This is a genomic window from Pseudomonas sp. KCJK9016 (assembly GCF_046231795.1).
GTDB lineage: Bacteria > Pseudomonadota > Gammaproteobacteria > Pseudomonadales > Pseudomonadaceae > Aquipseudomonas > Aquipseudomonas bananamidigenes.
The window spans coordinates 59,285-85,319 of sequence record NZ_JBJJMM010000021.1 but is presented as its reverse complement, the minus strand read 5'-3'; the positions used below and the strand labels follow the sequence as shown (position 1 = coordinate 85,319).

Here is a 26,035-nt window from a genome sequence, read left to right as displayed (position 1 = left end):
CGCGACCATGAGCCGGATGGCCACCCGAGTACGCAACATCAGTTTTGTCAGCCTGCTGGGCCTGTGTGCCGGCAGCGCATTTGCCCAGTCGCCCGCCGACTTCATCAACGAAGCCTCGGCCAAAGGCATGGCCGACATCGAGGCCAGTCGTCAGGCGCACGGCAAGGCCGAATCGAAAGAGGTCAAGGATTACACCATCGTGGTCATCAACGACCGCACCACGGCCAACCAGCATCTGGCGAAAATCGCCAAAAAACTCGATCTGCCTGTGGCCCCCCGCGAAGAGCTCGCCGACAAGGCCAAGACGTTGATTCCGGAGGTGAAGGACGGCGCGTCTTTCGATCAGGCTTACGCCGCCAGCCAGGTCAAAGCCACCGAAGAAGCCATCGACCAGATCCAGCAGGAAGCCCGGACTACCGACGTGCCGGAAATCAAGGCCTTCGCCGACGAGACCCTGCCGAAGCTGCAAAGCCATCTGGAAATGGCCCGAGCGCTGCAAGCCAGTCGCTGAAACCGGGTAAAACAAAAAACGGCGCTCGATGCGCCGTTTTTTCTGCTCAGCAATCATTCAAGTCCTGCTTCGGTTTGCTCTTTTCTCCCAACCCCTCCAGGTTGAAAACTTCGCCTTCGCCCAATGTCCGGTAGTGCTTGCGCAGGGCTTCCAGTTGTTTGAGATCCAGCGCTTCCAGCCCGAGCATTGCGTTCTGTGCCTCTTTGGTTACCAGCAACAGTTCGTCGAGCTTCAAATGCAGAATGTCGGTGTCGCGGTTCTGGGTGTTCTGGATCAGGAACACCATCAGGAACGTGATGATTGTGGTCGAGGTGTTGATGATCAGTTGCCAGGTGTCGTTGAAATGAAAAATCGGCCCGCTCAGTCCCCATAGTCCAATCAGAATCAAAGCTCCCATGAACGTCTTGGGGCTGCCGGCCCAGAGTGCGAGCGTTTGTGAAATCTTTGCGAATTTCATGACCTTGTTCCTTATTGAGGGGCGCTTGAAATTCAGACATCTGAGGTGTGGCGAAAATTCTACTTACAAATCTCGGTGTTCACTGCCAGACCGGCGTTATCGGACGTAGGTAGGGGAAGGCAGGCCTGCAAGTTCGCTGTATCGTGACGGCAGTCGCTTTTCCATGTTTCGCCAAAACGTCCAAGACAGGAGAACGCAATGACCTGGTCCGCCAGACAATACGTCGCTTTCGAAGATGAACGCACCCGCCCGGCCCGTGACCTGCTGGCGGCGATTCCCACGCAGCCAGCACGCTCCGTGGTCGATATTGGATGCGGCCCCGGCAACTCGACCGAGCTTCTTGTGGAGCGTTTCCCGGGGGCGGACGTGCAGGGGCTCGACAGCTCAAAGGACATGATCGAGGCCGCGCGCAAGCGTCTGCCGCAGTTGCGGTTCAAGGTGGCGGACATTGATACGTGGGCCGATGAAGGGCCATTCGATGTGATCTTCGCCAACGCGGTGTTGCAGTGGGTGCCGGATCACGCGGCGTTGTTGCCGGCGTTGGCGGGCAAGCTGGCGCAGGGCGGCAGTCTGGCGATCCAGATGCCGGACAACCTCAACGAGCCGTCCCATCGCTTGATGCGTGAAGTGGCTGCCGACGGGCCCTGGGCCAGCAAACTGGCAGGCGCGGCAGGGCAGCGGACCGAGATGGCGGATGCCAGTGCTTATTTCTCGATGCTGCGTGCGCATTGTGCGCGGGTCGATGTGTGGCGCACCACCTATCACCATCAGCTGGCGGGCGGCGCTTCAGGCGTTGTCGAATGGTTCAAGGGCAGCGGTTTGATTCCGTTTCTCAGCCCGCTGACTGAAGCAGAGCGGGTGGAGTATCTGGCGCACTATCTGGCGGAGGTTGCGAAGGCTTATCCGGCGCTGGCCGATGGTTCGGTGCTGTTGCCGTTTCCGCGATTGTTCATCGTCGCCACACGCTAGATACCCATGGAGAGGGAGCTTGCTCCCTCTCCACAGATGATCTGAAAACTCAGCGCTGTACGGCGACCAGCATCATCATCGGCCGCTCGCGTTCTTCGGCGAGGGCCGGCTGCGCGGCCACCTCTGCATCGCTTGGGCCCCATTCATTGACGTGTTGAATCGTGAACCCGGCGCCAATCAACGCGTTGAGCAGTGTCCCGATCGTGCGATGCTGCTTGATCACACCGTCGGCCAGCCAGTTCGTCACCCGTTCGCCTTCCCTCTGATAACTGTCCAGCGGCCAGCGCTTGTTACCTTCGCTGTCGATCAGCCAGCCCGGATTGCGCGGCGCCATGAAGATCGGATGCTCGATGGAAAACACGAAATGCGCACCGGGTTTCAGCGCCGTATGCAGCCTGGCGAACAGCCCCGGGATATCCTTGATGTAGTGCAGGGCCAGCGAGCTGTAGGCCAGATCGAATGTGCACGCAGGCAAATCGAGCCGTTCCAGGTCGGCACGTTCGTAGCGGATGTTCGCGGCTGAAGTCGTTTCCTTCGCCCGTTGGAGCATTTTCTCCGAGACATCCAGCCCCAGCACGTCGGCTGCACCTTGTTCGCTGGCCCAGCGGCAGAACCAGCCGTAACCGCAGCCCAGATCCACCACCTGCAAACCGTGCAGGGAGGGCAACAAGGCTTTCAGCGCCGGCCATTCCGGCGCGGCATCGAGGCCGCCGAGGGAGCGGTTCAACTGGCTGTAACCCTGAAAGAATTCGGGGTTGTCGTAAATGTTCTGGGTCATGGATTGGTGCTCGTTTGAATTTGAGTTGAGTGGCTCAACGGCCACGATTTGAAGTCCCTCGAAAGGTGATGGCGCGTATTCGTCGATGGCCGCGCAGGGGGAGGGTGGTGGGTGATGGGGAAATGCTAGCGGGTCGGGGCGAGCGTGAGAACCGAACGAGTGTCGGGGATCTGTAAGCAACTCAGCGTAGCCGCTCTACGTTCTCATCGATTCGTTTCTGGATGGTTTGCAACGTGTCTTGAGTGATGACGCCGGGATACATCTTTTCGGCCATCGCCGCGAACTGGTCGGCCACTTCGCAGAATCGGGCGATGACAGCGTCGGCCGTTTCAGACGAAACCTCTGCTTCTTCTGCAAGATCGAGAAGGGCTTTTCGCCCGATTTCCAATGCCTCGCCCATTACGTCCATCTGGTGGTAACCGCCGGGACCCTCGCAGAAGGTCACATCGTAGGCTGGCGCCAGCTTCCATTGGCCGGATTCCGACATGATGTAGGCGAAGTTCTTTGGGTGGTCATCTCGGTTATTGAACGCGACGTTGAAAACTACACGCTCAAACGCGAGCGCTTTCTCCCTTACGTCATTGGTGCACAGATGAGTTGCACGCAGGAAATTGACGTAGTCCAGTGCTCCGGCATTCTGGAAATCAGCGGCAGTGAAGGCAGCGAGACTTTGCATAGGCACGCGTAAGTCGTCTTCGCGATCAAAGCGCTTGGTAGCAAACGCTGCCAGCCCGTTTGGCAGGCTGAAGTACTGAGTGTCAGGTGTCTTTATTCCACACATCCGCAAGCATTCGGCGTAGACCATTTCGATGGCACACACCTCGGGATGCTCCTGCCGCGCGGGAAACTTGACCAGCCAGGCTTCGAAGCCTGATCTGGCTATGGTGGTGTAAGTGTCGGTTTGCGGATCGCGATAGACCAAGGCTTTTGGTCTGGCACCCTGCGGAGAGCCACCCACCAGCAACAGCCGTTGCAAGAATTCACCACCTTCACCATTGAGAACTTCCTGCACCTCAGCCGCTAACAGATCGATGGAGACCTCAACTTGCGGCTCCAGCGCCTCGGGTGCCACCGGCTCGAATGACATCGCGCCCATAGCACTGTTGCCAATGTAAGCGAGACGCTCGAGCGGGCCGATGCGTGCGGAGTTAAGGCCGCGCCGCTTGAACAAGCGATCCATCAGCAGCATGCCCCAGCCATCCGGCAGCGAATCGTAGACAGGTCCAGGCAAACCCAATTGATGGGACGGAAAGTCACGCCGTAACTTGGGACCTTCCAATGGCAGCCTGTACGCCGACAGTTCCAGGCCTCTGCTCTTTGCCTCGTCGCTGTACTCGAACACGATCAGTGGACGACCGGTGATTGCCGTCGTGGAAACGAGTGTGCCCCACCGCCAGTGTTCACCCCATCCGTCGTAATAGACGTCCACTCGTTCAAGCATTTCCTGATTTCCTTTTTATGCGCTGACGCCTGGAACTGTCTTCATAGCGAAGGATGTCGTCCAGGCTGTCCAGTTTTGGCAAGAACAGATCTTCGACTTCCTGGACACGCCCAACAACCATGGCTACACGGACCACGGTTTCGAAACTGACATTACGCCCGGCTTCAAGGTTGGCCACCGTATTGGTGCCGACACCGGCGCGAGCAGCCACATCGGCTTGTGTCATTTGCAGGGCTATCCGCTCTGTGCGCAGGCGTTGGCAGAGCCGCTTGACGATCTCGCTTGGTTTGCTGAGGCTTAATTCCAGCATGGTGTGCCTTATGTCGCATAAAGGTCAGTCGATACCCAAAATTATAGAGTTAACCTTCAGTGCGTCAAATCAGTTAACTCCATTTTGATATGGGTTAACCTAGATTTATGTCGATAAGCCACAATAATGCATAATTAAATTTTAAGTTTGTAAGCAGTCCAATCTGGCTTTACGTGGAGCATTCCTTCGAGACCATCTCAATCGCCTGTTCCTGGGTGTCCCCGGTCGAGAAGCAGCCAGGGAGGTCTGGCAACTCAACTCGCCATGCGAATTCACGGTTACCGGGATGTATTGCCTGAACGCTTCGGAGCGCTCGCGAAATGAGTGTCGGATTGTCACGAGCGTAAGGGAAGACGGGTTGAATTCAATCAACGTGTTGTTTCTGAATGGTTCAAAAGCGGGCTTTTGCGCTACAAATCACAGGCACAAAAAAACCGGCCATCAAGACCGGTTTTTTCTGTTTGCGCATCCCCCGTCAAACCACGACGCAGGACATGAATTCGATTGGAGCGGGTGAAGGGAATCGAACCCTCGTTATCAGCTTGGGAAGCTGGAGTAATGCCATTATACGACACCCGCTCAGAGCGGCTGACTTTGTACCAGACTCGGCCACGGATTTGAAGTTTTCTTTGCGTGCGGCGAGCGCAAAAGCCTGAATCAGGGCCGGATCGGTCATCGCGGGCAAGCGCTGCGGGCTGGAGGACGGCTTTATCTCAGACCCGCAGGCTCGCTCGCGACGACGCTGTTTCAGACGGCCAATGCATGGTGATCCTGGACAAACGGGTGACGCGTTCGGCTCATGGGCTGCTGTGCAGGTTTCAGGAAACCGAGCAGGGCGTTCTGGCTGTCCCGGCAAGCGGTTTTGTGTTCCATGTCGAGGAAGTGTCCCGTGGCCTGCAGGGTGGTGAAGGTGCTTTGCGCCACGTGGTTGCCGAACAGCCGGGCGTCTTCGGCGGCGGTGTACTCGTCCCATTCGCCGTTCATGAACAGCACCGGCACGTTGATCTTTTTCGCCGCATTCAGATAGCACTGGCGATCACTGTTCAGCACGTTGCTGATGTGAAAGTGCATCTGCCCGTATTCGTGCTCGGCGAGGCTGCTGACATGGCGATAGTTGAAACGCTTGAACAGTGATGGCAGGTGCTTGCCGATCGTGTTGTTCACCAGGTGGCCGACGCGGTTGCGATCCAGGTTGCTCAAATAATTCACGCCTCGTTCGAGGTAGTCGCGCATCGGTTCGTTGATCACCGGTGAGAACGAACTGATCACGGCCTTTTCGATACGCCGTGGCTGGTGGGCAAGGGCGACCATGGTCGCGGCACCGCCCCAGGAAAACGACAGCACATGCTCGGCGGCGAAGTGATCGATCAGCTCCAGAAGAATCTGGGCTTCGATTTCCTTCGTCAGCATTTTCTCGTGACGGTTGTGGACTTTCGACTTGCCCGCGTAGGGCTGGTCGTAGCAGACCACGTTGAATTGCGGGTGCAGATTTTTCACGGTCTGTGCAAACGACGCAGTCGTGGCCATCGAGCCGTTGACCAGAATAATGGTCTTTTCCGCGGCGTCTGCGCGATAGAACTCCGTGTAAACCCGATACTGACCCTGTATATCCAGCACAGCGATTTCTGGCCTCATGTCATAAGACTCCTGGCAAGCGGGTATGCGCGCAAATAGAGATTGCACGAGCTTTGTGACAGGTAGGCATACGCCTGGAATTTTGGAGCCCATGTCGATCCGGAACGGCAGGTCGACGGGTATTGTTATTGGCGGGCAATCTGCCGGCTGAGGCGAAGCCCTGGGGGCTTTCTACCGGCAAAAGGTTTCTTGGATGTTATGTGTGACTCATCGGTCACAATTTGGCCGACGTCCTGATTCAAGCAGGGGGATCCGGATCGCGCAAGTGCCGTTGGCAAATTGTTCGACAACTTCTGCTGAGCGGTCGTCGGCTTAGAACAAATGGATCTCTTCGGTGCGCAGGGCGCGGTATTTGCCCGGTTTTAGCGCGTTATCCAAGTGCAACGGACCCATGGATTCGCGGTGCAGGCGCAGCACCTTGTTGTTGAAGTGACCGAACATGCGCTTCACCTGATGGTAGCGCCCCTCGACGATGCTCAGCCGCGCCGTCCGTGGGCCGAGCACTTCCAGTTGCGCCGGTTGGGTGGTCAGGTCTTCGAAGGCGAAGTAGATCCCTTCGGCGAACTTGATCGCATATTCCGGACCGATCTCCTGCTCGGTCTCGACGTAATAGACCTTCGGCAGTTTGGTCTGGGGCTGGGTCAGGCGCCGCGACCAGTTGCCATCGTTGGTGATCAGCATCAGGCCTGTGGTGTTGAAATCGAGGCGTCCGGCAATATGCAAGTCGTCCTTGTCCGGCTCATGAATCAGGTCAAGCACGGTTGGATGCTCGGAATCGCGCGTGGCGCTGACGCAACCCTGCGGCTTGTGCAGCATGAAGTAACGCGCTGGTTTTCCCGTTTGCAGCACTTCATCGTCGACTTCGACACGGCTGAATTCCAGGACTTCGCTGTGGGGATCGCTGACGATTTTTCCGTCAATACGCACGCGCTTTTCCACCAGCAACAGGCGAACCTGCTTACGGTTGTAGCGGGGCAGGTTACTGAGGAAACGGTCGACACGCATGATCAGGAATCGCAGGGGGCGGGGCGCGCATCTTACGGGATCGATCGCTTTGCCGCTTGCAGTTGCGCCTCGACCCGGGCGCAACGCGGGCACAGGCAGGATTGATTGCGCAGTTCCGGCGGCAGCGCTTCGAGGACCGCCGGGTCAATGGAAACGCCGTAGCACCAGCAGGCACGGTCGGCGGTGCGCGGATCGGCCAGGGTGCAGTCGTTGCGGGCGCCGCAGGCCGGGCAGAGGTCAGGTTTGTTCATGGTCGTCAGGCATAGGCAGAGTGAGGCATTTCCATGCAGGTGCGGTTGCGACCGGTCTGTTTGGCCCGGTACATCGCATGATCGGCCCGGGACAGCAGGCTGTGCAAGGTGTCATCCGGTTGCAGGGTGGTGGCGCCGATGCTGACCGTCAGATTCAAGGTGTGATCGTTGTAGGCATATTGATGCTGTTCGACGTGTCGACGGATCTTCTCGGCGATCTTCTGACCGGTCTCGCCGTCAGTGTCCTTCAGCAGAACGATAAATTCCTCACCGCCCCAACGGCAGACGATGTCGGAATGCCGCAGGCAGCTTTGCAGGTCCCGGGCAAAGCCGATCAAAACCTGATCGCCGGCCATGTGACCGTAGGTGTCGTTCAGCTCTTTGAAGTGGTCCAGATCCAGCAGCAGTGCCGTGAGCGGTTTCGGCTCGCGATGCGCTTCCTGCAGGGCGTGTGCGGCGAGCAGGTCGAAGCCGCGGCGGTTGGGCAGTTCAGTGAGGCTGTCGAGGGTGGCCTGGGCGTGGATCTTGTCCTGATAGCGTTTGATCAAACGATTGACCAGCGCCAGCACGATCAACGTCACCAGCAGACAGATCAGCAGATTGAGGTACAGCGACTGACGGATTTCACTCAGCGCGCCGTCTTCACGTTTGTCAACGAACAGATACCAGTTCAGCTCCGGAATGAACCGCACATTGAGGAAATGTCCCTGACCGTGGGCGGAATATTCGTAGCTGCCGCTATGGGGTTTGGGCAACTGGCTGACCAGGCCTTTCATGCTGTCGAGATCCGTCAGGCTTTTCCCGGCCCGCGCACCTTCCGGCCCGCCCTCGGCGCCGGTCAGCACCAGTCGGCCAAAGGTGTCGACGAAGTAAACGCTGCGTTGATAACGCTGTTGATACTTGTCGATCAGCTTGATGACCGCGTCCACCGTCAGCCCCACACCGGCGGCACCGATGAAGCGATCGTTGTAATCGAAGACCTTGTAGTTGATGAAAAAGGTCATGTTGTCTTTGTTGGCCAGGTCCGGGTCGACGTTGATCTCGTAGGGATCTTTCATGTCGCGCACGCGGAAGTACCAGGCGTCGCGCGGCTCGTCGATCTTCACCTGTTTGAGCACACCCTTGGCGTGGTAGTAGGTGTGGCTGCTGTTGGAGACGAAAAATGCGGTGTAGGCACCGTAGTGGGTCATGACCTCGTCGAGATAGCGGGTCATCTGATCGCTGTCTTTTTCGCCGTTCACCACCCAGTCGCGCATGAAAGTGTCGCGAGACATCATCGAGGAAATCAGGATCGGTCTGACGAGATCCTTCTGGATTTCCGAGTAAACGGTGTCGGAGGTCAGCGGCAGTTCCGTATTGACGATGTTGTCGCGGATCGAGGCTCGAGAGGCGTAGTAGCTGAGCAGCGAGGTGGCGAGGAAGCCTGCGCCGAGGAGGGCGACCAGCGTCAGTACCAGCGAACGTTGGGAGTAAAACGCAGATCTGAGCGGCATTGGCAATTCCGTTGACAGTGACCCGATGGGCAGCATTCTAGTGGCACGGCGGGGAAAAGACTGCGGGATTTGTGCCTGAAATGCGGGGGGATCAGCCGGGCAGGTGTGTCTGGAGAATGGCTTGCTCATCCAGCCCCTCTCCCGGAACGAGAGGGGGCCGGTTTTCGAATCAGGTTCTGGTTTGCAGATGCGCTCGCCATCCACCCAAATGGCTGATATCGGTTGCACCTTCCAGGCCGTAAGGTTCGCAGATGAATCCGCTTTCCCATCGGCCATCCGCCAGTTGCACCTTACCCAGGCCCAGCGGCGCCGGGATCCCGGTCAGGAATGAGCCCAGCTCACTGCTCGGTAACTCCCAGACTTCCACCGCGATGGCCACGCCACCGTCGGCCACGCGCAGCATGCCCGGGCGCAACGGCGGGCCACCGGCCAGGGCATAAAGTTTGTAGTCCTTCGAGCTGCAGGTGGCTTCGATCAGACGTGCGCCGCGCTGGCGCAGTTGCCAGTTCAGGGCCAGTCCGTCCAGATGTGCACCGCAGACCACCAGTCGTGCACGGTCATGGCGCGCCGGGTTGTTCGGCGTCGGCAGCGCGCGATCCTGCTGGCGCTGCAAGGCATCGGCCACGCCCAGCAGATACTGATCGGTGAACGCTCGACCAAACAGCGTCACACCCCACGGCAGCCCGTTGGCCATGAAACCGCCGGGTACGGCGACGGCGGCGTAATCGAGCAGGTTCATGAAGTTGGTGTAGTAGCCCAGTTCGGAATTGCGCAGCACCGGTTCCGCGTCGAGCTCCGCCAGCGTCACCGGACGACCAATAGTGGGCGTGAGCACGCAGTCGAGTCCTTCCAGTGCTTGATCGCAAACGGCTTTCAGTGCTTGCAGGCGATATTGCGCACGGAACGTCTGCACGCCGCTGACGGCTGGTGCCTTGGCCAGCACCGCGCGGATCACCGACAGCACCGCCGCAGGATTTTCTTCCATCAACTCGCCGGCCACGCTGTAGCGCTCGGCCACCCACGGCCCTTCATAGAGCAACCGCGCCGCTTCGAGGAATGGCGACAGGTCCAGCTCGACAGCCTCACCGCCCGCTGCCTTGAGCCGGTCAATGGCATCGCCGAACAGCCGCGGGCCTTCCTCACAGCCGAAAAATTCCAGGTCTTGCGCACGTGGTACACCGAAGCGGAACGGCCGTGGTACGCCGAACGCGGAACCGTCATTCCATGACGGATTACTGCGGCTGTATTCGTCCCTCGGATCGAGGCGCGCGGTCAGCGCCAGTAGCTGACTGGCTTCCCGCGCCGTTGCGGTGAACGTGGTGACGCAATCGAGCGTGCGACAGGCCGGCAGCACGCCGGCGGTGGAGATCAGCCCTTTGCTGGCCTTCAGACCCACCAGATTGTTCAACGCCGCCGGCACCCGACCGGAGCCCGCGGTGTCGGTGCCCAACGCGAAACTGGCCACGCCTAGCGCCACGGCCAGCGACGAGCCGGCGCTCGAACCACCGGAGGGGTATTCCGGCAGCACGCTGTTCGGGCAGGCGCCGTACGGTGATCGGCTGCCATTGAGGCCGGTGGCGAACTGGTCGAGGTTGGTCTTGCCAAGCGGAATTGCGCCCAGCGCCAGCAACTGTTCGACGATGGTGGCCGAACGTTCGGGAACGTAGGCGAATGCCGGGCACGCGGCCGTGGTCGGGACACCGGCCAGGTCAATGTTGTCCTTGATCGCGAACGGCACGCCATACAGCGGCAAGCTCTCTGGATCGCGGCCGTCGAGGCTGGCGAGGTACGGCTCCAGTTCCTCGACGCTGAGCAGATGAATAAACAGGTGATAGTCGGGATTGAGCGCAGCGGCTTTTTCCCGCAGGGCCAACAGCAATTTGCGCGGTGTGGTCTGGCCGTCCCGGTAGGCTTGGCGCAGGGCGTCGAGTTGCAGTTTCATGGGGTCATCCTTTGCAAAATGGGTTCAGTCGAGTTCCAGCACCACGACCCGTTGACCGGCGCGTACCGCCGAACCAGGTTGCACGCGAATCTCCCGGACCACGCCGGGCAGCGGTGCGAGTACGGGGATTTCCATCTTCATCGACTCCAGGATCACCAGCGCATCGCCGGCGGCGACGCGACTCCCGACCTCGACCTGGACCTGCCACAGGTTGCCGGCGATATGGCTGTCGACACTCTGCTGACCGCAGGCCAGTGGCATTTCTTCGCAGCTTTGCGACACGGCCTCTTCGCTGTCGAAATGCGCCTGGCCGCTGGCGATCCAGCGTTCGCGCTCGGCGTTGAACGCGGCTTGTTGCTGCAGGCGAAAGGCGTGGATGCTCTCGGCCTCGCGGTTGAGAAACGCTTGATATTCGCCGAGGTTGAGCTGGCTCTGTTCGATGTTCAGGTCGAAACGTCCGAGGGGAAAATCCCGGCGGATGCGCAGCAGTTCGTCAGCGCTGACCGGGTAGAAGCGGATCTGGTCGAAGAAACGCAGCAGCCACGGTTTGCCTTCGAACGCGGCGACTTCGCGATAGCGGTTCCACATCTGCAAGGTACGCCCGACGAACTGGTATCCGCCCGGGCCTTCCATGCCGTAGACGCACAGGTAGGCGCCGCCGATGCCCACCGAGTTTTCGGCGGTCCAGGTGCGCGCCGGGTTGTACTTGGTGGTCACCAGCCTATGGCGCGGGTCGAGCGGTGTGGCGACCGGCGCACCGAGGTAGACATCACCGAGGCCCATCACCAGATAGCTCGCATCGAACACTGTGCGTTGCACCTCGTCGAGGTTGGGCAGGTCATTGATGCGGCGGATGAACTCCAGATTGCTCGGGCACCACGGCGCGTCCTTGCGCACGGTGGTCATGTATTTCTCGATCGCCAACTGGCAGGCCGGATCGTCCCAAGACAGCGGCAGGTGGACGATGCGCGACGGTACTTGCAGATCCCCGGCAGCGCACACGGAATCCCACTCGCCCGCGACGATTCCGAGCAGATCGGCCAGCGGCAGTTGTTCGGGCTGATAGTGGATCTGCAGTGAACGAATGCCGGGTGTCAGGTCGATCACGCCGTGCAGGTTTTTGCCTTCCAGCGCCTGCATCAGTGCGTGGGCCCGGAAGCGCAGGACCAGATCCAGTTCCGGGGCGCCGATTTCCAGCAGCAGATGGGTATCGCCGGACACACGTCCGACCAGCCGCTTGTCGTCCTGACCCAATTCCAGAACCACAGGCGAAACCAAGCCCTGTGGGAGCTGGCTTGCCAGCGATAAGGACCGAGCAGACACCGCGTCAACTTCATCGCTGGCAATCCCGCTTTCACAGGAATCCCATTTCAGAGCGAGATCGCGTGCGGTCTTGAGGTCGACGGGCACAAACTGCACTTTGTCCCCGGCCTTGAGTTGACCCAGTTGCCAGAGATCCGCCTCGATCACCGTCACCGGGCACACGAAACCGCCAAGGCTCGGGCCGTCCGGGCCGAGGATCACCGGCATGTCACCGGTGAAGTCCACCGCACCGATGGCGTAGGGATTGTCGTGAATGTTCGACGGATGCAGACCGGCCTCGCCGCCGTCGGCGCGCACCCACTCCGGTTTCGGCCCGATCAGGCGCACGCCGGTGCGGCTGGAGTTGAAATGCACTTCCCATTGCGTGGCGAAAAAGGTGTCGATGTAGTTTTCAGTGAAATACTCAGGCGCGCCATGGGGGCCGTAGATGACGCGGATCCGGCGCACGGCAGGTAATTCGCTGACGTGATGGGGGGGCAATGTCTGCCCGGTGCTGCGCTCACTCAGGGCGGCCAGATGCAGTACGTCGCCGGCGCGCAAGGCACGTCCGCCATGACCACCGAACTGACCGAGGGTGAAGGTGCTTTTGCTGCCCAGATAATCCGGCACTTGCAACCCGCCGCGCAGGCACAGGTAGCTGCGGGCTCCGGCGCCCGACAGATTGCCCAGATGCAGCTGGCTGCCCGCGGGGATCAGCAGGGCGGTATTCATCGCCTGCGGCTGACCGTCGAGTGTCAGGGCAATCGGTGCGCCGGTCACGGCCACCACCGCATCGCAATTGAAGCGCAGTAACGGCCCGCTCATGGTGATTTCCAGCGCCGCCAGGCCTTCATCGTTACCCAGTAGACGATTGCCCAGACGCAACGCGCGGCTGTCCATCGGCCCCGAGGGTGGCACGCCGACCGCCCAGTAGCCGAGGCGACCGGGGTAGTCCTGGACGCTGGTCTGGGTGCCGGCGCTCAGCACTTCAAACGTGTTGGCCCGGTACACCAGGCCTTCCAGGCAACGGGTCCAGGGCTGGCCGCTGGCGAACGGCGTATCGAGCAGAATCTGCCGCAGGTAGTCGCGGTTGGTTTCCACGCCGTACAGCTGGCTGTCGCCGAGGGCCTGATGCAGATCGGTGCGGGCCTGTTCGCGGGTCGGCGCCCAGCTGATGACTTTGGCGATCATCGGATCGAAGTAGGGCGGGATCTCACAACCGGCCTCGACCCAGGTGTCGATGCGCAGACGCCGGCCATCGGCGACCGGGAAATCGACCGCTGTCAGCAAGCCGGGGCTGGGCTGGAAATCGCGGCCCGGATCCTCGGCATACAGCCGCGCCTGAATCGCATGCCCCTGCGGTTGCAGGCCTGCGAACAGCTCGGCCAGCGGTGGCAGGTCTCCGGCCGCCAGCTCGACCATCCAGCGCACCAGATCGACGCCCCATACCTGTTCGGTAACGCCGTGCTCAACCTGCAACCGAGTGTTCACTTCCAGAAAATAGAAGCGCTGCGCGTCGCTGTCGAAAACGAATTCGACGGTGCCGGCGCTGCGGTAATTCACCGCTTTGGCCAGTTTGATCGCCGCTGCGCATAGCTCATCCGCCATGCCTTCGGGCAGGTTCGGTGCCGGGGTTTCCTCGAGGACTTTCTGATTGCGCCGCTGCACCGAGCAGTCCCGCACGCCGAGGGCGATCACTGCGCCGTGGCCGTCGCCGAACACCTGGACTTCCAGATGCCGCGCACGCTGGATGTACTTCTCGATGAACACCCCGGCGTCGCTGAAGTTGTTCTGCCCGAGGCGCTTCACCGCGTCGAACGACTCGCTCAGTTCGCTGGCGTTGCGGCACACGCGCATGCCGATGCCACCGCCACCGGCAGTACTTTTGAGCATCACCGGATAACCGACCTGCTCGCCGGCAATCAGTGCGGCCTCAAGGCTGTCGAGCAGTTCGGTGCCTTCAAGCATCGGCACTCCGTGCTGTTTGGCCAGGGCGCGTGCGGTGTGCTTGAGGCCGAACACCCGCAGTTGCTCCGGTGTCGGGCCGATGAAGGCAATGCCATGGTTTGCGCAGGCTTCGGCGAACGCGGCGTTTTCCGAAAGGAAGCCGTAACCGGGGTGGATTGCTGTGGCGCCACTGGCTTTGGCGATGGCGAGAATCTTGTTCACGGCCAGATAGGTGCCGGCCGCTGCGCCTTCGCCGAGGCTGTGCGCTTCTTCAGCTTGCAGGATGTGCAGGCTGGCGGCATCGGCTTCGGAGTACACCGCGACGCCTTCGACGTGCAGTTCACGCAAGGTGCGCAGAATGCGGCAGGCAATCGCGCCACGGTTGGCAATCAGGACTTTTTCGAACATGGAAAATCCCCCGGAGCCCGCGCAGGTGGAGGGCTCGACTGGGAGGCGGGCCGTCCCGCCGTTTTTGTTCAGGCGCCAGGGTCGTCCCCGACGGCGAAATCACTTCACTTTTTCAGGCACTGGCCCGAGCGCGCCTGGCACAGGGCAAACAACCAGCGGCGCAGACGGACGAATTTCAGTTCCATACCAGTAGCTCCGCAGGTGTCGGGTTGTAGGCGTTGCACGGATTGTTCAGTTGCGGGCAGTTGGAAATCAGCACGATCACGTCCATCTCCGCGCGCAGGTCGACGTATTTGCCGGGGGCGGAAATACCGTCTTCGAAGGTCAGGCCGCCCTCGGCAGTGACCGGCACGTTCATGAAGAAATTGATGTTCGGCCCGATGTCACCTTTGCCCAGGCGCCCGTCGTGAGCGCAGGCGCGCAGGTAGTTGTCGCGGCAGCTGTGCATGTAGCGTTTTTCCAGGGCGTAGCGCACGGTGTTGCTCTCTTGCGCGCAGGCGCCGCCGAGGGTGTCGTGGCGGCCGCAGGTGTCGGCGATGATGGTCAGCATCGGTTTGCCGAGGTTGGAATACAAAACGCTGCCGGTGCTCAGGTAGACGTTGTTTTGTCGACGCAATGTGCGCTGCACGTCGTAGCGCTCACGGAAATTGGCGGCGCTGTAAAACAAGGTGTCGACCGCCTGATTGCCTTCCAGATCGAGGATGCGCAGGGTCTGGCCGGCCTTGACCTCCATCAGCCAGGGTTCGCCGGCGGGAATGGTGGCGCGGTATACCGCAGTGTCCGGTTGTTTTTGCGAAGTGGCGATAGCAACTGACATGGCGACGATCCTCAGGCGAACAAACGGTCGGTGTTGATGAAGCCGCGCTCGTTCTCCGGGCGCGAGGTACGGCAGTGCTCGGCGACGCTCGGGTCGGCGTTCATCCAGCTCAGCTTCAGCGGTTTGGGCGCGTATTGCGGCGACGGATCCAGCGGATGTTGCAGGGCTGTGAGCACAATCAGGGTGTCCATCGGTGCATAGAGTTCGATGTAGTCACCGGCCTGCGAATGGCCTTCGACAAAGTGCAAACGCCCGCTGTCGTCGACGTTGACCCGGCTGAACAGGTTGAGGGTCATCAGCAGGTCGGACAGGCCCAGCCCCCACTTGCCGAGCTCCACCAGCAGGTTGTCGGTGCCATTGCGAAAGAAGCCGTTGCGCAGTTCCTGATAGCGACCCTGGCCGTATTTCTCCGCGACTTCCTCGGCGCACAGCACACCGCCGAGACTGTCACTCCAACCGCAGGTATCCGCCGTGATCGCCGCCAGCACGCGGCCCATGTCCGAGTAGAGGCAATGGCCTGCGGTCAGCTTGGCGGTGTGTTGACATTTGAGGCTGTCGGGCAGGTTCAGGCGCTCGGTTTTTTCGTTGGCGTTGAGCAAGGTCAGGCTGACGTTGGCACCACCGCGCAGATCCGTCAGGCGCAGCAGCTGCCCGCGTTTCAAGACGAAGGAGCGATGGCCGCCGCCGGGCAGGGTTTCTTCGGCGAAGGGCGGGAAAATTCGGGTTGAATCAGTCATGGGAAATTCCTCTCAAGCGGTTCGAAGGGCGCCCGCCAGTTGCTCCGGCAGGGCGTCGACGGCGGCGCGTTGGGCACGGCGGTCGCTGTTCAAAGGGATGTCGTAGGTGATGCGGGCGCCATAGGCGCCGGGGGCGTGCGGGTCGAGGCGGACCTTGTCGAACACCAGCAGACGGGTGCCGAGGCTGAAACCTTCGGACAGGTCGTGGGTGACCATGAACACGGTCAGTTGCGTCTCGCGCCACAGCTCCAGCAGCAGAGCGTGCATGTCCTTGCGAATGCCCGGATCGAGCGCGCCGAACGGTTCGTCGAGCAGCAACACGCGCGGTTTCATGATCAACGCCTGGGCGATCGCCAACCGCTGTTGCATGCCGCCGGACAGTTGCGCCGGGTACTTGTCCAGCGCGTGGCCGAGGCCGACTTTTTGCAGCAGCGCCGTGGCCTGTTCGCGGGCGTCGCGTTTGGCGCTGCCGAAAAGCCGTCCGAGCAGTGGCGCCCGGGGCAGTTCGAGGCCGAGGGCGACGTTGTCCAGCACACTCAAGTGCGGGAACACCGAGTAGCGCTGGAACACCACGCCACGGCTGGCATCCGGTTCGCGGGCCAGTGGCTGGCCGTCGAGCAGAATCTCGCCGCGACTGGCGGTTTCCTGAGCGAGCAGCAGGCGCAGGAAGGTCGATTTACCGCAGCCCGAAGCTCCGACCAGCGTGCAGAACTCACCCTCGTTGACGTTGAGGTTCAGCCCTTCGAGCACCACTTGGTCGGCGTATTGCTGCCAGACGTTTTTCACTGTGATGAAGCTCATTTGGCTGCCCCCTCATACCAGGGGAATGCACGCAGGGTCAGGTACTTGAGGCCCCAGTCCATCAGCCAGGCGAGCAGGGTGATCCACACCACGTACGGCAGAATCACATCCATCGCCAGGTAACGACGCACGAGGAAAATCCGGTAGCCCAGACCGTCGGTGGAGGCGATGGCTTCGGCGGCGATCAGGAACAGCCACGCCGAACCGAGCATCAGCCGCAGTGAAATCAGCAGGCGCGGCAACAGCTGTGGCAGAACCACACGCAGCATCAGGGTCCAGGTCGAGGCGCCGAGGGTCTGCGCCTTGATCAGCAGTTCGACCGGAATGTCCCGCGCGCGCTGTTCCAGATCACGGGCGAGAGCCGGGGTGATACCGATCACGATCAGCATCACCTTCGACAGCTCGCCGAGGCCGAAGACGATGAACAGAATCGGCAGGATCGCCAGGGGTGGCACCATCGATAACACCGTCAGCATCGGCGACAACGGTGCGCCGAACAGCGGCAGGGTTCCAGCCGCGATGCCCAGGCACAGCCCGGCCAGCGCGGCGATACCGAGGCCGATGGCCAGTCGTTGCAGGCTCGCGGCAGTGTCCTGCCAGAGCAGATATTCACCGGTGCGGCTGTCGGCATTGAATGCCAGGCGTTTCACCGCATCGGTCATCTGCACGGCACTGGGCAGCAGTTTGTCGTTGGGGTTCTCCGCCAGACGTTCGGCCGAGCCCGTGAAATAGGCGAACAGCACCAGGGCGAACGGCAGGATCACCAGCAGCAGACGACTGGGGCGATCCGGGTGGCGATTGATCAGGCGCATGGCCAAATCCTCCGTGGCTTACAGCTTGGCGTCGGCGGCCATCTGCACGTAGGTCGGATCGAAACGCAGCTTGAGATTGGCGGTGTCGCCGCTGGTCACGCCGTTGGCGAACGCCATGCCGACCGCACTGGTGTCTTTCGCGCCTTCGCCGAGCAAACCGTGCTCAAACGAAAACTCGGCGACCCTGCGCATGGTTTCCGGCAGTTGCTTGCTGGTGGCGAACGCCAGGGCTTCTTTGGGGGTGGCGAACAGTTTGGTGGTGTCCAGTTGCGCCTGGAATCCGGCGAGATCAGTGCCCGACGCTTTGGCCATATGTTCCAGCGCCGCTTTACTCGCAGCGTTTTTCGCGTTCATCAGCTCGACCACTTCGAACCACGCGCCGGTCAGCGCCTTGCCCAGGGCCGGGTTGTCTTTGAGGGTGGCGCTGTTGACCACCATCATGTCCATGATTTCGCCGGGGATCTGGCTGGAATTGAAGACTTCGGTCACGCCGGGTTTGGCCTTGATGTCCGAGAGCATCGGGTTCCAGGTGGTGACGGCGTTGACCTGCTCGGTGTTGAAGGCGGCAGAAATGTCGGCATCGGAGGTGTTGACCACTTTCAGGTCTTTCTCGGTCAGGTCGACGGACTCCAGCGCGCGGGCCAGCAGGTAATGCGAGACCGACAGTTCGACCAGGTTGACGTCCATGCCCTTGAGGTCGGCAACTTTCTTGCCCTCGCCTTTGAGAACGATGCCGTCGTTGCCGTTGGAGAAATCGCTGACGATCAGCGCGGTGCTATCGACGCCGCCGGCGGCCGGGATGGTCAACGCGTCCATGTTGGTCATGGTGCAGCCGTCGAACTGACCGGCGGTGTACTGATTGATCGATTCGACGTAATCGTTGAGCTGGACCACGTCGATCTTGATCCCGTATTTCTTCGCCCATTTATCGACGATGCCCTGGCTGCCGGCATATTCCCATGGCATCCAGCCGGCGTAGATCGTCCAGCAGACACTGAAGTGGTCTTTCTGCGCGGCGGGGGATTGGGTGCTGACGAGCGCGGCGAACGCGGCGGCGAGAAGGGCGGGCAAACGTAGTCGGGACATGGTGGCTTCTCCAGTTGATCGAGGGCGGACAGGAAGGCAACGCGGCACCGCGAACGGTGGCTTGTCTCCCGGGCTTTTGTCCCGCCGTGTAACCTCAACTGGAGGTCGCCAACTCTCGGACCAGCCACTCGCAGATGCGAGCCGGAACCCTAGTCAGCCATTGCAAATTGTGGTGCCGCGAACCTGTGATGACTCCTGCACGGGTTTGCTAAAGCGAGAGGCGTGCCAAGTCGCGGCGAGCCTCCTGCGACGCGGCTTGCGGGTGGAGGGATTCGGTTGGCAGGTGGCGGCGACGCTTTGTGTTGGTGCGCCCCTGCACCGTGATGCAGCGCGATGGCCGCTGATCCGATGCTCGGTGGGGCGTGGGCACTCGGTAGCGGTCAGCCAGTCAAATCTGTTGTCAGCCGGTCTTTTCCGACTGCTGTCACAGGTCTTCCAGGAGGCCGTCATGAGTACTGCAAAATTGCTGCGCCGGGTGCTGCTGGGAGCAGTGCTCGGTCTGGGGCTGTCCGGTTGTTATTACTACGCCGGCAGCTACGATGCCTACCCCGCAACCTATTATTACCCCGGCTATTACTCCCCCTATTACTACGGTGGGTATTATGGCCCGCACTATTACGGTGGTGGGCGCTATTACTACTATGGAGGCCATGGCTATCGCGGAGGGTACGGACGGGGTTATCACGGTGGCGGATATCACGGTGACCACCATTAATCAGTGGCTGAATGAATCGGCGTTTACGTGAACAAGGTTTCATCCAGCACATGTTTCAACTTGTTACAGAAACGCACCAGATCAGGAAAACGCTGTCAGATATTTCGTCAGTCGCCGAATGAAAGACTGACGCCTGCCAGCGTCGCTGGTGTGGCTACCCGCGGTCCAGGAGGCCGCCATGTATCGCCGAATTCTTCTGCTTGCCGTGATGCTTTTTTCGATTGGCGGTTGTGTCCCTTACTCCTACGGAGATGGCTACTACACCTCAGAGGTCTATACCTCCCAGTCTCCGTCGTACTATAACAGCGGTGGCACCTATTACAGCGGCGGCAGCACCTACTATTCAGCCCCGCGCTACTACCAGCCAGCCCCCCGCTATTACCAGCCGGCGCCACGTTATTACTCGGCGCCGCGTTACTACCAACCGGCTCCGCGCTATTACGAGAGCCGCCGCTGGCACGGCGATGATCGTGGACGCTGGGATGGCCATCGTCGTGGAGGCTGGGATGATCACCGCGGTCGTGGCGATCACTGGCGCGGTAACCGCTGGTAACCGCCCCCCCGCAAAAAGCGGCGCATTGAGCGCCGCTTTTTTTATGCCCGCATTTCAGTAACCGGAGAGATCCGCCAACGGATGCCGCCCCTCCCAGACCTTGTGAAAGTGCGCCTCGACCACCGCTTCTGGCACCCGTGTGATGTCCGGCCAATGCCAGTGCGGTTTCTGATCCTTGTCGATCAGCCGCGCCCGAACCCCTTCGCTGAATTCCGGATGCCGGCAACAGTTGAGGCTCAGGGTGTATTCCATCTGAAAGACTTCAGCCAGCGACAAGTGGCGGGCGCGCACGATCTGTTCCCAGACAAGATGCGCGGTCAGTGGCGAACCTTCACTCATGGTTTTCGCCGCCCGGGCAACCAGCAGGTCGTTGCTGTCCCGTTGCAGGCTGAGGGCTTTCCAGGCACAGCTCACATCGCTGACGTCCAGCAGATCATCGATTGCCTGACGACGCGGCAGCCATTGCGCTTCCGGCATTTGCGCCACGGCCTCCTGCTGCAACGCCTTGAGCAGACTGTTGAGCTGCATGGCGATCTGTTCCTGCCAGTTCAGTTGCAGCAGGCGGTCGATCAGTTCCTGCTGCTGTTCGTCGAGCAGGAAACGGTCGGCGAGGTCCAGATCGAGTGCATCGCGGCCATTCATGTGCGCGCCGGTCAGGCCGAGGAACAAACCGAGCTTGCCCGGCAGACGTGACAGAAACCAACTGGCACCGACATCCGGGTACAAACCGATGCTGATTTCCGGCATCGCCAGTCGACTGCTCGGTGTGACGATGCGAATGCTCGCACCTTGCAACAGACCCATGCCGCCACCGAGCACATAACCATGGCCCCAGCAGATCAACGGTTTCGGGTAGGTGTGCAGGCTGTGGTCCAAGCGGTATTCGGCGTTGAAAAACTGCGCAGCCAGCGGCGGTACTTCGCCGGGATGCATACGACAGGCTTCCACCAGACTGCGCACTTCGCCACCGGCACAGAAAGCCTTGGCACCGTTGCCGCGCAAGAGCACGCAGACGATTTGCGGATCCTTGGCCCAGGCGCTCAGTTTGTCGTTCAGGGCGTGGATCATTGGCAGGGACAGTGCATTGAGTGACTTTTCGGCATCGAGAGTGGCCACGCCGATGCGCGCACCGTCGGTGCCGGTCAGTTCTTCGAAGTGCAGATTCATCGTGACCTCGATCGGGAATTTGAACGATCAGTATGATCGCTGTGTGGGAAAGTGCCGGATCTGCGTCAGATCAATTGACAAGCGTGGTCGGCTTTCCTAGGGTTCGCCCCATTGTTTTTGCCGGGTATGACCATGACTGCTGACGACCGTATCAAACTCGAACCGAGCTGGAAGGAGGCACTGCGTGCCGAATTCGACCAGCCCTACATGGCAGAGTTGCGCACTTTTCTGCAGCAGGAGCGGGCGGCCGGCAAGGAAATCTATCCGCCGGGCCCGCTGATTTTCAATGCGCTGAACTCGACGCCACTGGACAAGGTGAAGGTGGTCATCCTTGGTCAGGATCCGTACCACGGCCCCGGCCAGGCCCACGGCTTGTGCTTCTCGGTGCAACCGGGCGTGCCGGCGCCGCCGTCGCTGGTCAACATTTACAAAGAGTTGAAGCGCGACCTGAACATCGACATTCCCAACCATGGCTATCTGCAGAGCTGGGCCGATCAGGGCGTGTTGATGCTCAACACCACCATGACCGTCGAGCGCGCCAACGCCAACGCGCACAAGGACAAGGGCTGGCAGTTTTTCACCGACCGGATCATCGAAGTGGTCAGCCAGCGGCAGCCGCATCTGGTGTTCATGCTCTGGGGCTCCCATGCCCAGAGCAAGCAGAAGCTGATCGACGCCACCAAGCATCTGGTGCTGACCTCGGTGCACCCATCGCCGCTGTCGGCCTATCGCGGCTTCCTTGGCTGCGGGCACTTCAGTCGTACCAACAAGTTCCTGGAGCAGAACGGCGAAGCGCCGATCGAGTGGCGCTTGCCCGCCATCGTCTGATCGTCAGGGCTGGCGGTTCCAGTATTTGAACAATGGTTCCGCCAGAAACAACACGAACAACAGCCGCATCACCTGCATCGCCGTCACCAGCGGCACCGACAGTTGCAGGGTTTCCGCCGTCAGGCTCATCTCCGCGATTCCGCCGGGCATCATGCCCAGGGTCAGCGAGCGCAGATCCAGCTGGGTCATTGCACTCAGGCCCAGCGCCGCCAATGTGGCGATCAGCATGGTCAGCGCCGTGCCGATCAACGTGCGTCCCATGAACGACGGCGCGCGGCGGAAGAACTGCCGGTTGAAATGACAGCCCAGTCCGCTGCCGATCAACCACTGACCGATCTGGCTGCCGCCATTGGGCAGACCGATGTGCAGATCCCAACCGATGCTCACGGCCGCGCTGACCAGCAACGGCCCGAACAGCCACGGATTGGGCTGGCGCAAACGTTGCCAGAGCCAGGCGAGCAGACCGCCCGCCGGAAACAGAATCGCCAGCCAGCGCCAATCGACGCTGCCGGCGTGGGAAAACGGGGCGCCATCGCCCAGCAAATACTTGAACGCCGCCGGCACACACAGCACCACCACCAGCACCCGCAAGCTTTGCCCGGCCGCGACATGGCTGAGCATCGCGCCGTTGCGGGCGCCGAGGTTGACCATCTCACCGGAGCCGCCGGGCATGCTGGAGAAAAACGCTGTGGCGCGATCCTCACCGGTACGGCGCATCAGCCATACGCCGACCACCGCCGACAGGCTGGTGACCAGCGCCCCGAAGAAAATCAGGCCGAAGTGGCTCAGCACCTGTTCCATCACCAGTGGAGTGAAGTGCAGGCCGATGCCGATCCCGACGATCCACTGGCCGCATTTGCGGCCGCCAGGGATTTCCGTCAGTTGCCACGGGGTCAGGCAGCGTACCAGGATGATCGCCAGCAACGAGCCGACCATCCACGGCAGCGGCCAGCCGATCTGGCTGGCGATGAAACCGCCAAGCAGACCGACCAGCGGGGTTCCCCACCAGGTTTTGAAGGACCGATCAGACATCGGCGATGGCGCGCCGGGCGACCGAACGTTTGCGCCAGATACGCAGCAGCGGCATAAACAGCATGATTGCGGTCAGGATCCAGACACCGAAGGTGATCGGGCTCGACCAGAGGATTTCCAGCGCACCGTTGGAGATCGACAGCGCGCGGCGCAGGTTCTGCTCCATCAGACCACCGAGGATGAATCCCAGCAGGACCGGCGACAGCGGGAAGTCCAGTTTGCGCAAGATGTAACCGAAGATGCCGATGCCGACCATCAGGAACAGGTCGAACGTGGTGGCATGCACCGCGTACACGCCGATCCCGGTAATGATCGCGATCACCGGCACCAGGGCCCAGTTCGGCACGGCAAGGATGCGGGTGAAGATGCGGATCATCGGGATGTTCAGGATCACCAGCATGATGTTGGCGATGAACAGTGAAGCGATCAGGCCCCAGACGATGTCCGGTTGTTGCTGGAACAGCAGCGGGCCCGGGGTGATGTTGTACAGCGACAGCGCGCCGATCATCACCGCCGTGGTACCCGAACCCGGAACGCCGAGGGTCAGCATCGGCACCAGCGCGCCGCAGGCGGATGCGCCGATGGCGGTTTCCGGGGCGGCGAGACCGCGCTTGTCACCTTCACCGAATTTGCCGTCGGCACCGGCGATGCGTTTCTCGGTCATGTAGGCCACGGCGCTGGCCAGGGTCGCGCCGGCACCCGGCAATACGCCCATGATGAAGCCGAGCAGGCCGCAGCGGATGTTCACCACAAACACCGACGCCGCCTCCTTGAGGTTGAACATCATCCGTCCGGTGGCTTTTACGGCTTCCTGGCCACGATGGGTTTTCTCCAGCAGCAACAGGATTTCGCTGATCGAGAACAGGCCCAGCACCAGCACCACGAACTGAATGCCGTCGGTCAGGTGAATGTTGTCGCCGGTAAAACGGTACACACCGCTGTTGGCGTCAATGCCGACGCTGGACAGGAACAGACCGATCAGCGCTGCAATAAATGTCTTCAGCGGTCGGTCACCTGCCATGCCGCCCAGGCAGACAATCGCGAACACCATCAGGACGAAATATTCCGCCGGCCCGAAAGCGATGGCCCATTTCGCCAGCAGCGGGGCGAACAGCACCATGCCGCAGGTGGCGATGAGCGCACCGATGAACGAGCTCCAGGCCGACAGCGACAGCGCGACACCGGCGAATCCCTGACGGGCCATCGGGTAGCCGTCGAGGGTGGTCATCACAGTGGAAGCTTCGCCGGGAATGTTCAGCAGGATCGAACTGATCCGGCCACCGTATTCACAGCCCAGGTATACCGCCGCCAGCAGGATCAGCGCCGACTCCGGTGGCAGACCGAGGGCGAAGGCGATCGGAATCAGCAGTGCCACGCCGTTGATCGGGCCCAGGCCCGGCAACAGGCCGACGACGGTGCCGATCAGCGTACCGGTCAGCGCGGTGACCAGGTTATACGGGCTCAGCGCGACGCCGAAGCCCTGTCCCAAATATCCGAGCGTATCCATATCAGTTCTCCAGAACGTCGAGCAGGCCGAGGGGCAGCGGTACGTCCATCAGACGGTCGAACAACAGGTACAGACCGATGGCCATCAGCGTGGTCACCACGATGCTCGGCAGCCAGCGGCCGCCGTACAGGCGCGCCATCGGGACGCCGATCAGGCAACTGCTGAGGATGAAACCCAGCGGCTCGAACAGACCGGCGAACACCAGCAGCAACAGCACACAGATACCGATCTTGGTCAGGGTTTCACGGTCCAGCGGCGGCTCGTCTTCGCTGTGTTTGATCGGTGCCGGGCGAAACAGCATGTACAGCAGCGCCAGGCTCATCAGGCCGAGCATCAGCAGGGGAAATGCCCGCGGGCCGACCGGTTCGTAGGAAAACGCCGCCTGATAGGGCCAGGCCATCAGTGCCAGGCCGGCACAGGCCAGCAGCAACACTGAAGCAAAAATGCGTTGAATCAGCATGAGGAACTCCTGGGTCACGGCCTCGATACGCGAGGCCGTGACCGCTAGACAGATACGATCACTGGATCAGGCCGAACTCTTTGGCCAGCACTTTGTAATCCGCGACTTGCTTCTTCACGTAGGTGTCCAGCTCCGGGCCGGTCATGGCGAACGGGAACAGTTCACGCTGATCGCGCAGCTTGGCGAAGTCTTCGGACGCCAGCAGTTTGTCGAAGGCGCCTTTCCACCAGGCGTAATCCTCGTCGCTGACTTTCGGGCCGAGGTAGAAGCCGCGCACCACCGGCCAGACGATGTCGTAGCCTTGTTCGCGGGCAGTCGGGATGTCCTTCATTTCCGGCTCGTCCAGGCGTTTCTCGGCGAAAACGGCCAGCAGGCGCATGTCACCGCTCTGGATGTGCGGCATGGAGTCGGAGATGTCGGTGCTGCCGACCTGGATGTGACCGCCGAGCAGGGCGGTGGCGATTTCGCCACCGCCTTCGAGGGCGACGTAACGCAGGTCGCGCGGGTTGATCCCGGCAGCCTTGGCGATCAGTGCGGTCTGCATCCAGTCCTGGCTGCCGACGGTGCCGCCGGAGCCGATGACCACGGCGCTCGGATCTTTCTTCAGTGCCTGAACGAGATCATCAAGGGTTTTGTAGGGCGAATCGCTTTTCACCGCGATGGCGCCATAGCTGGTGCCGACCGCCGCCAGCCAGCGCACGTTGGTTTCATCGAAGCGACCGAACTTGCCTTGTGCCAGGTTCAGCAGCGAACCGCTGGACCAGGCTACCAGCGTACCGGCATCCGCCGGGCGCTGCGCCACGACGGCGTTGTACGCCACTGCGCCCACGCCGCCGGGCATGTAGGTCACGCGCATCGGTTTGGTCAGCAGTTTTTCGTTGACCAGCGCGCTTTGCGCCAGTTTGCAGGTCAGGTCGAAACCGCCGCCGGGGGAGGCCGGGGCGATGCATTCCGGGCGTTTCGGTTCTGCCATCAGTTGACCGGCGAACAGCATGACGCCAGCGGCCAGAGCGACTTTACGCAGTGATAAGTTCATCGATGTCTCCTTGGGAGTTGTTGTTATGGACGTAC

General features: G+C 61.0%; 26 protein-coding genes, 1 tRNA gene and 1 riboswitch. Of the genes, 5 read left to right on the top strand and 22 right to left on the bottom strand.

The features are described 5' to 3' along the window. Nucleotides 1–7: 7 nt before the first annotated feature. Nucleotides 8–511, top strand: coding sequence for a DUF4142 domain-containing protein (locus ACK6BI_RS20365; protein WP_409318469.1), 504 nt, complete (start codon nucleotides 8–10; stop codon nucleotides 509–511). Nucleotides 512–557: 46 nt separating this feature from the next. Here ACK6BI_RS20365 and ACK6BI_RS20360 read toward each other — a convergent pair whose 3' ends face one another. After that, entirely contained in the window at nucleotides 558–968 is a 411-nt protein-coding gene (locus ACK6BI_RS20360; RefSeq protein WP_260522540.1) for a low affinity iron permease family protein, read from the bottom strand. 198 nt (nucleotides 969–1,166) lie between these two features. Between ACK6BI_RS20360 and tam the strand changes: the two genes are divergently transcribed. After that, entirely contained in the window at nucleotides 1,167–1,937 is a 771-nt protein-coding gene (gene tam, locus ACK6BI_RS20355) for a trans-aconitate 2-methyltransferase (RefSeq protein WP_409318468.1), read from the top strand. A 49-nt stretch (nucleotides 1,938–1,986) separates the two neighbouring features. Here tam and ACK6BI_RS20350 read toward each other — a convergent pair whose 3' ends face one another. The 16 genes from ACK6BI_RS20350 to ACK6BI_RS20275 form a co-directional block, all read right to left on the bottom strand. Further along, a complete protein-coding gene (locus tag ACK6BI_RS20350) occupies nucleotides 1,987–2,715 on the bottom strand; it encodes a class I SAM-dependent methyltransferase (protein ID WP_409318467.1) in 729 nt (242 codons plus the stop codon). 181 nt (nucleotides 2,716–2,896) lie between these two features. Then, nucleotides 2,897–4,156 carry a type II toxin-antitoxin system HipA family toxin gene (locus ACK6BI_RS20345; RefSeq protein ID WP_409318466.1) on the bottom strand — a complete coding sequence of 420 codons (1,260 nt, stop codon included), beginning with the start codon at nucleotides 4,154–4,156 and terminating at the stop codon, nucleotides 2,897–2,899. Then, nucleotides 4,149–4,466, bottom strand: a complete 318-nt coding sequence (locus ACK6BI_RS20340) for a helix-turn-helix transcriptional regulator (protein WP_248742821.1) — start codon at nucleotides 4,464–4,466, stop codon at nucleotides 4,149–4,151. The genes ACK6BI_RS20345 and ACK6BI_RS20340 overlap by 8 nt, the downstream gene beginning before the upstream one ends. Nucleotides 4,467–4,635: 169 nt before the next feature. Further along, nucleotides 4,636–4,758, bottom strand: a complete 123-nt coding sequence (locus tag ACK6BI_RS20335) for a type II toxin-antitoxin system HicB family antitoxin (protein WP_409318485.1) — start codon at nucleotides 4,756–4,758, stop codon at nucleotides 4,636–4,638. A 213-nt stretch (nucleotides 4,759–4,971) separates the two neighbouring features. Beyond that, nucleotides 4,972–5,045, bottom strand: a tRNA-Gly gene (locus tag ACK6BI_RS20330). A 168-nt stretch (nucleotides 5,046–5,213) separates the two neighbouring features. Further along, nucleotides 5,214–6,101 carry an alpha/beta fold hydrolase gene (locus tag ACK6BI_RS20325; RefSeq protein ID WP_409318465.1) on the bottom strand — a complete coding sequence of 296 codons (888 nt, stop codon included), beginning with the start codon at nucleotides 6,099–6,101 and terminating at the stop codon, nucleotides 5,214–5,216. Between the two features lie 312 nt (nucleotides 6,102–6,413). Then, nucleotides 6,414–7,106 (bottom strand): pseudouridine synthase, encoded by a 693-nt coding sequence (locus ACK6BI_RS20320; protein ID WP_409318464.1) that lies wholly within the window; start codon nucleotides 7,104–7,106, stop codon nucleotides 6,414–6,416. 32 nt (nucleotides 7,107–7,138) lie between these two features. Then, nucleotides 7,139–7,357, bottom strand: coding sequence for a cysteine-rich CWC family protein (locus tag ACK6BI_RS20315; RefSeq protein WP_409318463.1), 219 nt, complete (start codon nucleotides 7,355–7,357; stop codon nucleotides 7,139–7,141). A gap of 5 nt (nucleotides 7,358–7,362) precedes the next feature. Further along, nucleotides 7,363–8,850, bottom strand: coding sequence for a diguanylate cyclase domain-containing protein (locus ACK6BI_RS20310; protein WP_409318462.1), 1,488 nt, complete (start codon nucleotides 8,848–8,850; stop codon nucleotides 7,363–7,365). Between the two features lie 169 nt (nucleotides 8,851–9,019). Continuing rightward, entirely contained in the window at nucleotides 9,020–10,792 is a 1,773-nt protein-coding gene (gene atzF / locus ACK6BI_RS20305; RefSeq protein WP_409318461.1) for an allophanate hydrolase, read from the bottom strand. A 24-nt stretch (nucleotides 10,793–10,816) separates the two neighbouring features. Next, nucleotides 10,817–14,449 (bottom strand): urea carboxylase, encoded by a 3,633-nt coding sequence (gene uca, locus ACK6BI_RS20300; protein WP_409318460.1) that lies wholly within the window; start codon nucleotides 14,447–14,449, stop codon nucleotides 10,817–10,819. 175 nt (nucleotides 14,450–14,624) lie between these two features. After that, nucleotides 14,625–15,266 carry an urea amidolyase associated protein UAAP2 gene (locus ACK6BI_RS20295; RefSeq protein WP_409318459.1) on the bottom strand — a complete coding sequence of 214 codons (642 nt, stop codon included), beginning with the start codon at nucleotides 15,264–15,266 and terminating at the stop codon, nucleotides 14,625–14,627. A gap of 11 nt (nucleotides 15,267–15,277) precedes the next feature. Further along, the gene (locus tag ACK6BI_RS20290) at nucleotides 15,278–16,003 is read right to left on the bottom strand and encodes an urea amidolyase associated protein UAAP1 (RefSeq protein WP_409318458.1); all 726 of its coding nucleotides are present in this window, start codon (nucleotides 16,001–16,003) and stop codon (nucleotides 15,278–15,280) included. Nucleotides 16,004–16,015: 12 nt separating this feature from the next. Further along, a complete protein-coding gene (locus ACK6BI_RS20285) occupies nucleotides 16,016–16,804 on the bottom strand; it encodes an ABC transporter ATP-binding protein (RefSeq protein WP_409318457.1) in 789 nt (262 codons plus the stop codon). Next, nucleotides 16,801–17,616 (bottom strand): ABC transporter permease, encoded by an 816-nt coding sequence (locus ACK6BI_RS20280; RefSeq protein WP_409318456.1) that lies wholly within the window; start codon nucleotides 17,614–17,616, stop codon nucleotides 16,801–16,803. The genes ACK6BI_RS20285 and ACK6BI_RS20280 overlap by 4 nt, the downstream gene beginning before the upstream one ends. Nucleotides 17,617–17,634: 18 nt before the next feature. Beyond that, entirely contained in the window at nucleotides 17,635–18,702 is a 1,068-nt protein-coding gene (locus ACK6BI_RS20275; protein WP_409318455.1) for a putative urea ABC transporter substrate-binding protein, read from the bottom strand. A 63-nt stretch (nucleotides 18,703–18,765) separates the two neighbouring features. After that, a riboswitch (guanidine-I (ykkC/yxkD leader) is annotated at nucleotides 18,766–18,866 on the bottom strand. A gap of 284 nt (nucleotides 18,867–19,150) precedes the next feature. Here ACK6BI_RS20275 and ACK6BI_RS20270 point away from each other — a divergent pair. Both ACK6BI_RS20270 and ACK6BI_RS20265 read left to right on the top strand, forming a co-directional pair. Then, nucleotides 19,151–19,417, top strand: a complete 267-nt coding sequence (locus tag ACK6BI_RS20270) for a hypothetical protein (protein WP_409318454.1) — start codon at nucleotides 19,151–19,153, stop codon at nucleotides 19,415–19,417. 178 nt (nucleotides 19,418–19,595) lie between these two features. Next, nucleotides 19,596–19,970 carry a hypothetical protein gene (locus tag ACK6BI_RS20265; RefSeq protein ID WP_065257626.1) on the top strand — a complete coding sequence of 125 codons (375 nt, stop codon included), beginning with the start codon at nucleotides 19,596–19,598 and terminating at the stop codon, nucleotides 19,968–19,970. A 54-nt stretch (nucleotides 19,971–20,024) separates the two neighbouring features. On the opposite strand, the gene ACK6BI_RS20260 is transcribed toward ACK6BI_RS20265, so the two are convergent. Continuing rightward, nucleotides 20,025–21,137: an enoyl-CoA hydratase/isomerase family protein gene (locus tag ACK6BI_RS20260; RefSeq protein WP_409318453.1), complete on the bottom strand. Its 1,113-nt coding sequence runs from the start codon at nucleotides 21,135–21,137 to the stop codon at nucleotides 20,025–20,027. 132 nt (nucleotides 21,138–21,269) lie between these two features. Between ACK6BI_RS20260 and ung the strand changes: the two genes are divergently transcribed. Next, entirely contained in the window at nucleotides 21,270–21,965 is a 696-nt protein-coding gene (gene ung, locus ACK6BI_RS20255) for a uracil-DNA glycosylase (protein WP_409318452.1), read from the top strand. A 3-nt stretch (nucleotides 21,966–21,968) separates the two neighbouring features. On the opposite strand, the gene ACK6BI_RS20250 is transcribed toward ung, so the two are convergent. Genes ACK6BI_RS20250 through ACK6BI_RS20235 form a run of 4 tightly spaced genes read right to left on the bottom strand, consistent with a single transcriptional unit; the run spans nucleotide 21,969 to nucleotide 26,000 of the window. Further along, nucleotides 21,969–22,997, bottom strand: coding sequence for an AbrB family transcriptional regulator (locus tag ACK6BI_RS20250; protein WP_409318451.1), 1,029 nt, complete (start codon nucleotides 22,995–22,997; stop codon nucleotides 21,969–21,971). Continuing rightward, a complete protein-coding gene (locus ACK6BI_RS20245; protein WP_260522555.1) occupies nucleotides 22,990–24,504 on the bottom strand; it encodes a tripartite tricarboxylate transporter permease in 1,515 nt (504 codons plus the stop codon). The genes ACK6BI_RS20250 and ACK6BI_RS20245 overlap by 8 nt, the downstream gene beginning before the upstream one ends. 1 nt (nucleotide 24,505) lies before the next feature. Beyond that, nucleotides 24,506–24,964, bottom strand: a complete 459-nt coding sequence (locus ACK6BI_RS20240; protein WP_409318450.1) for a tripartite tricarboxylate transporter TctB family protein — start codon at nucleotides 24,962–24,964, stop codon at nucleotides 24,506–24,508. A 58-nt stretch (nucleotides 24,965–25,022) separates the two neighbouring features. After that, nucleotides 25,023–26,000: a Bug family tripartite tricarboxylate transporter substrate binding protein gene (locus ACK6BI_RS20235; protein ID WP_409318449.1), complete on the bottom strand. Its 978-nt coding sequence runs from the start codon at nucleotides 25,998–26,000 to the stop codon at nucleotides 25,023–25,025. Between the last annotated feature and the right edge of the window lie 35 nt (nucleotides 26,001–26,035).

Excerpts from the sequence above, each read along its gene's own strand:
- ACK6BI_RS20275 (WP_409318455.1), bottom strand. The coding sequence starts at position 18,702 with ATGTCCCGACTACGTTTGCCCGCCCTTCTCGCCGCCGCGTTCGCCGCG.
- atzF (WP_409318461.1), bottom strand. The coding sequence starts at position 10,792 with ATGAAACTGCAACTCGACGCCCTGCGCCAAGCCTACCGGGACGGCCAG.
- ACK6BI_RS20295 (WP_409318459.1), bottom strand. The coding sequence starts at position 15,266 with ATGTCAGTTGCTATCGCCACTTCGCAAAAACAACCGGACACTGCGGTA.
- ACK6BI_RS20270 (WP_409318454.1), top strand. The coding sequence starts at position 19,151 with ATGAGTACTGCAAAATTGCTGCGCCGGGTGCTGCTGGGAGCAGTGCTC.
- ACK6BI_RS20260 (WP_409318453.1), bottom strand. The coding sequence starts at position 21,137 with ATGAATCTGCACTTCGAAGAACTGACCGGCACCGACGGTGCGCGCATC.
- ACK6BI_RS20325 (WP_409318465.1), bottom strand. The coding sequence starts at position 6,101 with ATGAGGCCAGAAATCGCTGTGCTGGATATACAGGGTCAGTATCGGGTT.
- ACK6BI_RS20280 (WP_409318456.1), bottom strand. The coding sequence starts at position 17,616 with ATGCGCCTGATCAATCGCCACCCGGATCGCCCCAGTCGTCTGCTGCTG.
- tam (WP_409318468.1), top strand. The coding sequence starts at position 1,167 with ATGACCTGGTCCGCCAGACAATACGTCGCTTTCGAAGATGAACGCACC.
- ACK6BI_RS20340 (WP_248742821.1), bottom strand. The coding sequence starts at position 4,466 with ATGCTGGAATTAAGCCTCAGCAAACCAAGCGAGATCGTCAAGCGGCTC.
- ACK6BI_RS20320 (WP_409318464.1), bottom strand. The coding sequence starts at position 7,106 with ATGCGTGTCGACCGTTTCCTCAGTAACCTGCCCCGCTACAACCGTAAG.
- ACK6BI_RS20235 (WP_409318449.1), bottom strand. The coding sequence starts at position 26,000 with ATGAACTTATCACTGCGTAAAGTCGCTCTGGCCGCTGGCGTCATGCTG.
- ACK6BI_RS20265 (WP_065257626.1), top strand. The coding sequence starts at position 19,596 with ATGTATCGCCGAATTCTTCTGCTTGCCGTGATGCTTTTTTCGATTGGC.
- ACK6BI_RS20290 (WP_409318458.1), bottom strand. The coding sequence starts at position 16,003 with ATGACTGATTCAACCCGAATTTTCCCGCCCTTCGCCGAAGAAACCCTG.
- ACK6BI_RS20360 (WP_260522540.1), bottom strand. The coding sequence starts at position 968 with ATGAAATTCGCAAAGATTTCACAAACGCTCGCACTCTGGGCCGGCAGC.
- ACK6BI_RS20240 (WP_409318450.1), bottom strand. The coding sequence starts at position 24,964 with ATGCTGATTCAACGCATTTTTGCTTCAGTGTTGCTGCTGGCCTGTGCC.
- uca (WP_409318460.1), bottom strand. The coding sequence starts at position 14,449 with ATGTTCGAAAAAGTCCTGATTGCCAACCGTGGCGCGATTGCCTGCCGC.
- ung (WP_409318452.1), top strand. The coding sequence starts at position 21,270 with ATGACTGCTGACGACCGTATCAAACTCGAACCGAGCTGGAAGGAGGCA.
- ACK6BI_RS20345 (WP_409318466.1), bottom strand. The coding sequence starts at position 4,156 with ATGCTTGAACGAGTGGACGTCTATTACGACGGATGGGGTGAACACTGG.
- ACK6BI_RS20285 (WP_409318457.1), bottom strand. The coding sequence starts at position 16,804 with ATGAGCTTCATCACAGTGAAAAACGTCTGGCAGCAATACGCCGACCAA.
- ACK6BI_RS20245 (WP_260522555.1), bottom strand. The coding sequence starts at position 24,504 with ATGGATACGCTCGGATATTTGGGACAGGGCTTCGGCGTCGCGCTGAGC.
- ACK6BI_RS20310 (WP_409318462.1), bottom strand. The coding sequence starts at position 8,850 with ATGCCGCTCAGATCTGCGTTTTACTCCCAACGTTCGCTGGTACTGACG.
- ACK6BI_RS20250 (WP_409318451.1), bottom strand. The coding sequence starts at position 22,997 with ATGTCTGATCGGTCCTTCAAAACCTGGTGGGGAACCCCGCTGGTCGGT.
- ACK6BI_RS20350 (WP_409318467.1), bottom strand. The coding sequence starts at position 2,715 with ATGACCCAGAACATTTACGACAACCCCGAATTCTTTCAGGGTTACAGC.
- ACK6BI_RS20315 (WP_409318463.1), bottom strand. The coding sequence starts at position 7,357 with ATGAACAAACCTGACCTCTGCCCGGCCTGCGGCGCCCGCAACGACTGC.
- ACK6BI_RS20365 (WP_409318469.1), top strand. The coding sequence starts at position 8 with ATGAGCCGGATGGCCACCCGAGTACGCAACATCAGTTTTGTCAGCCTG.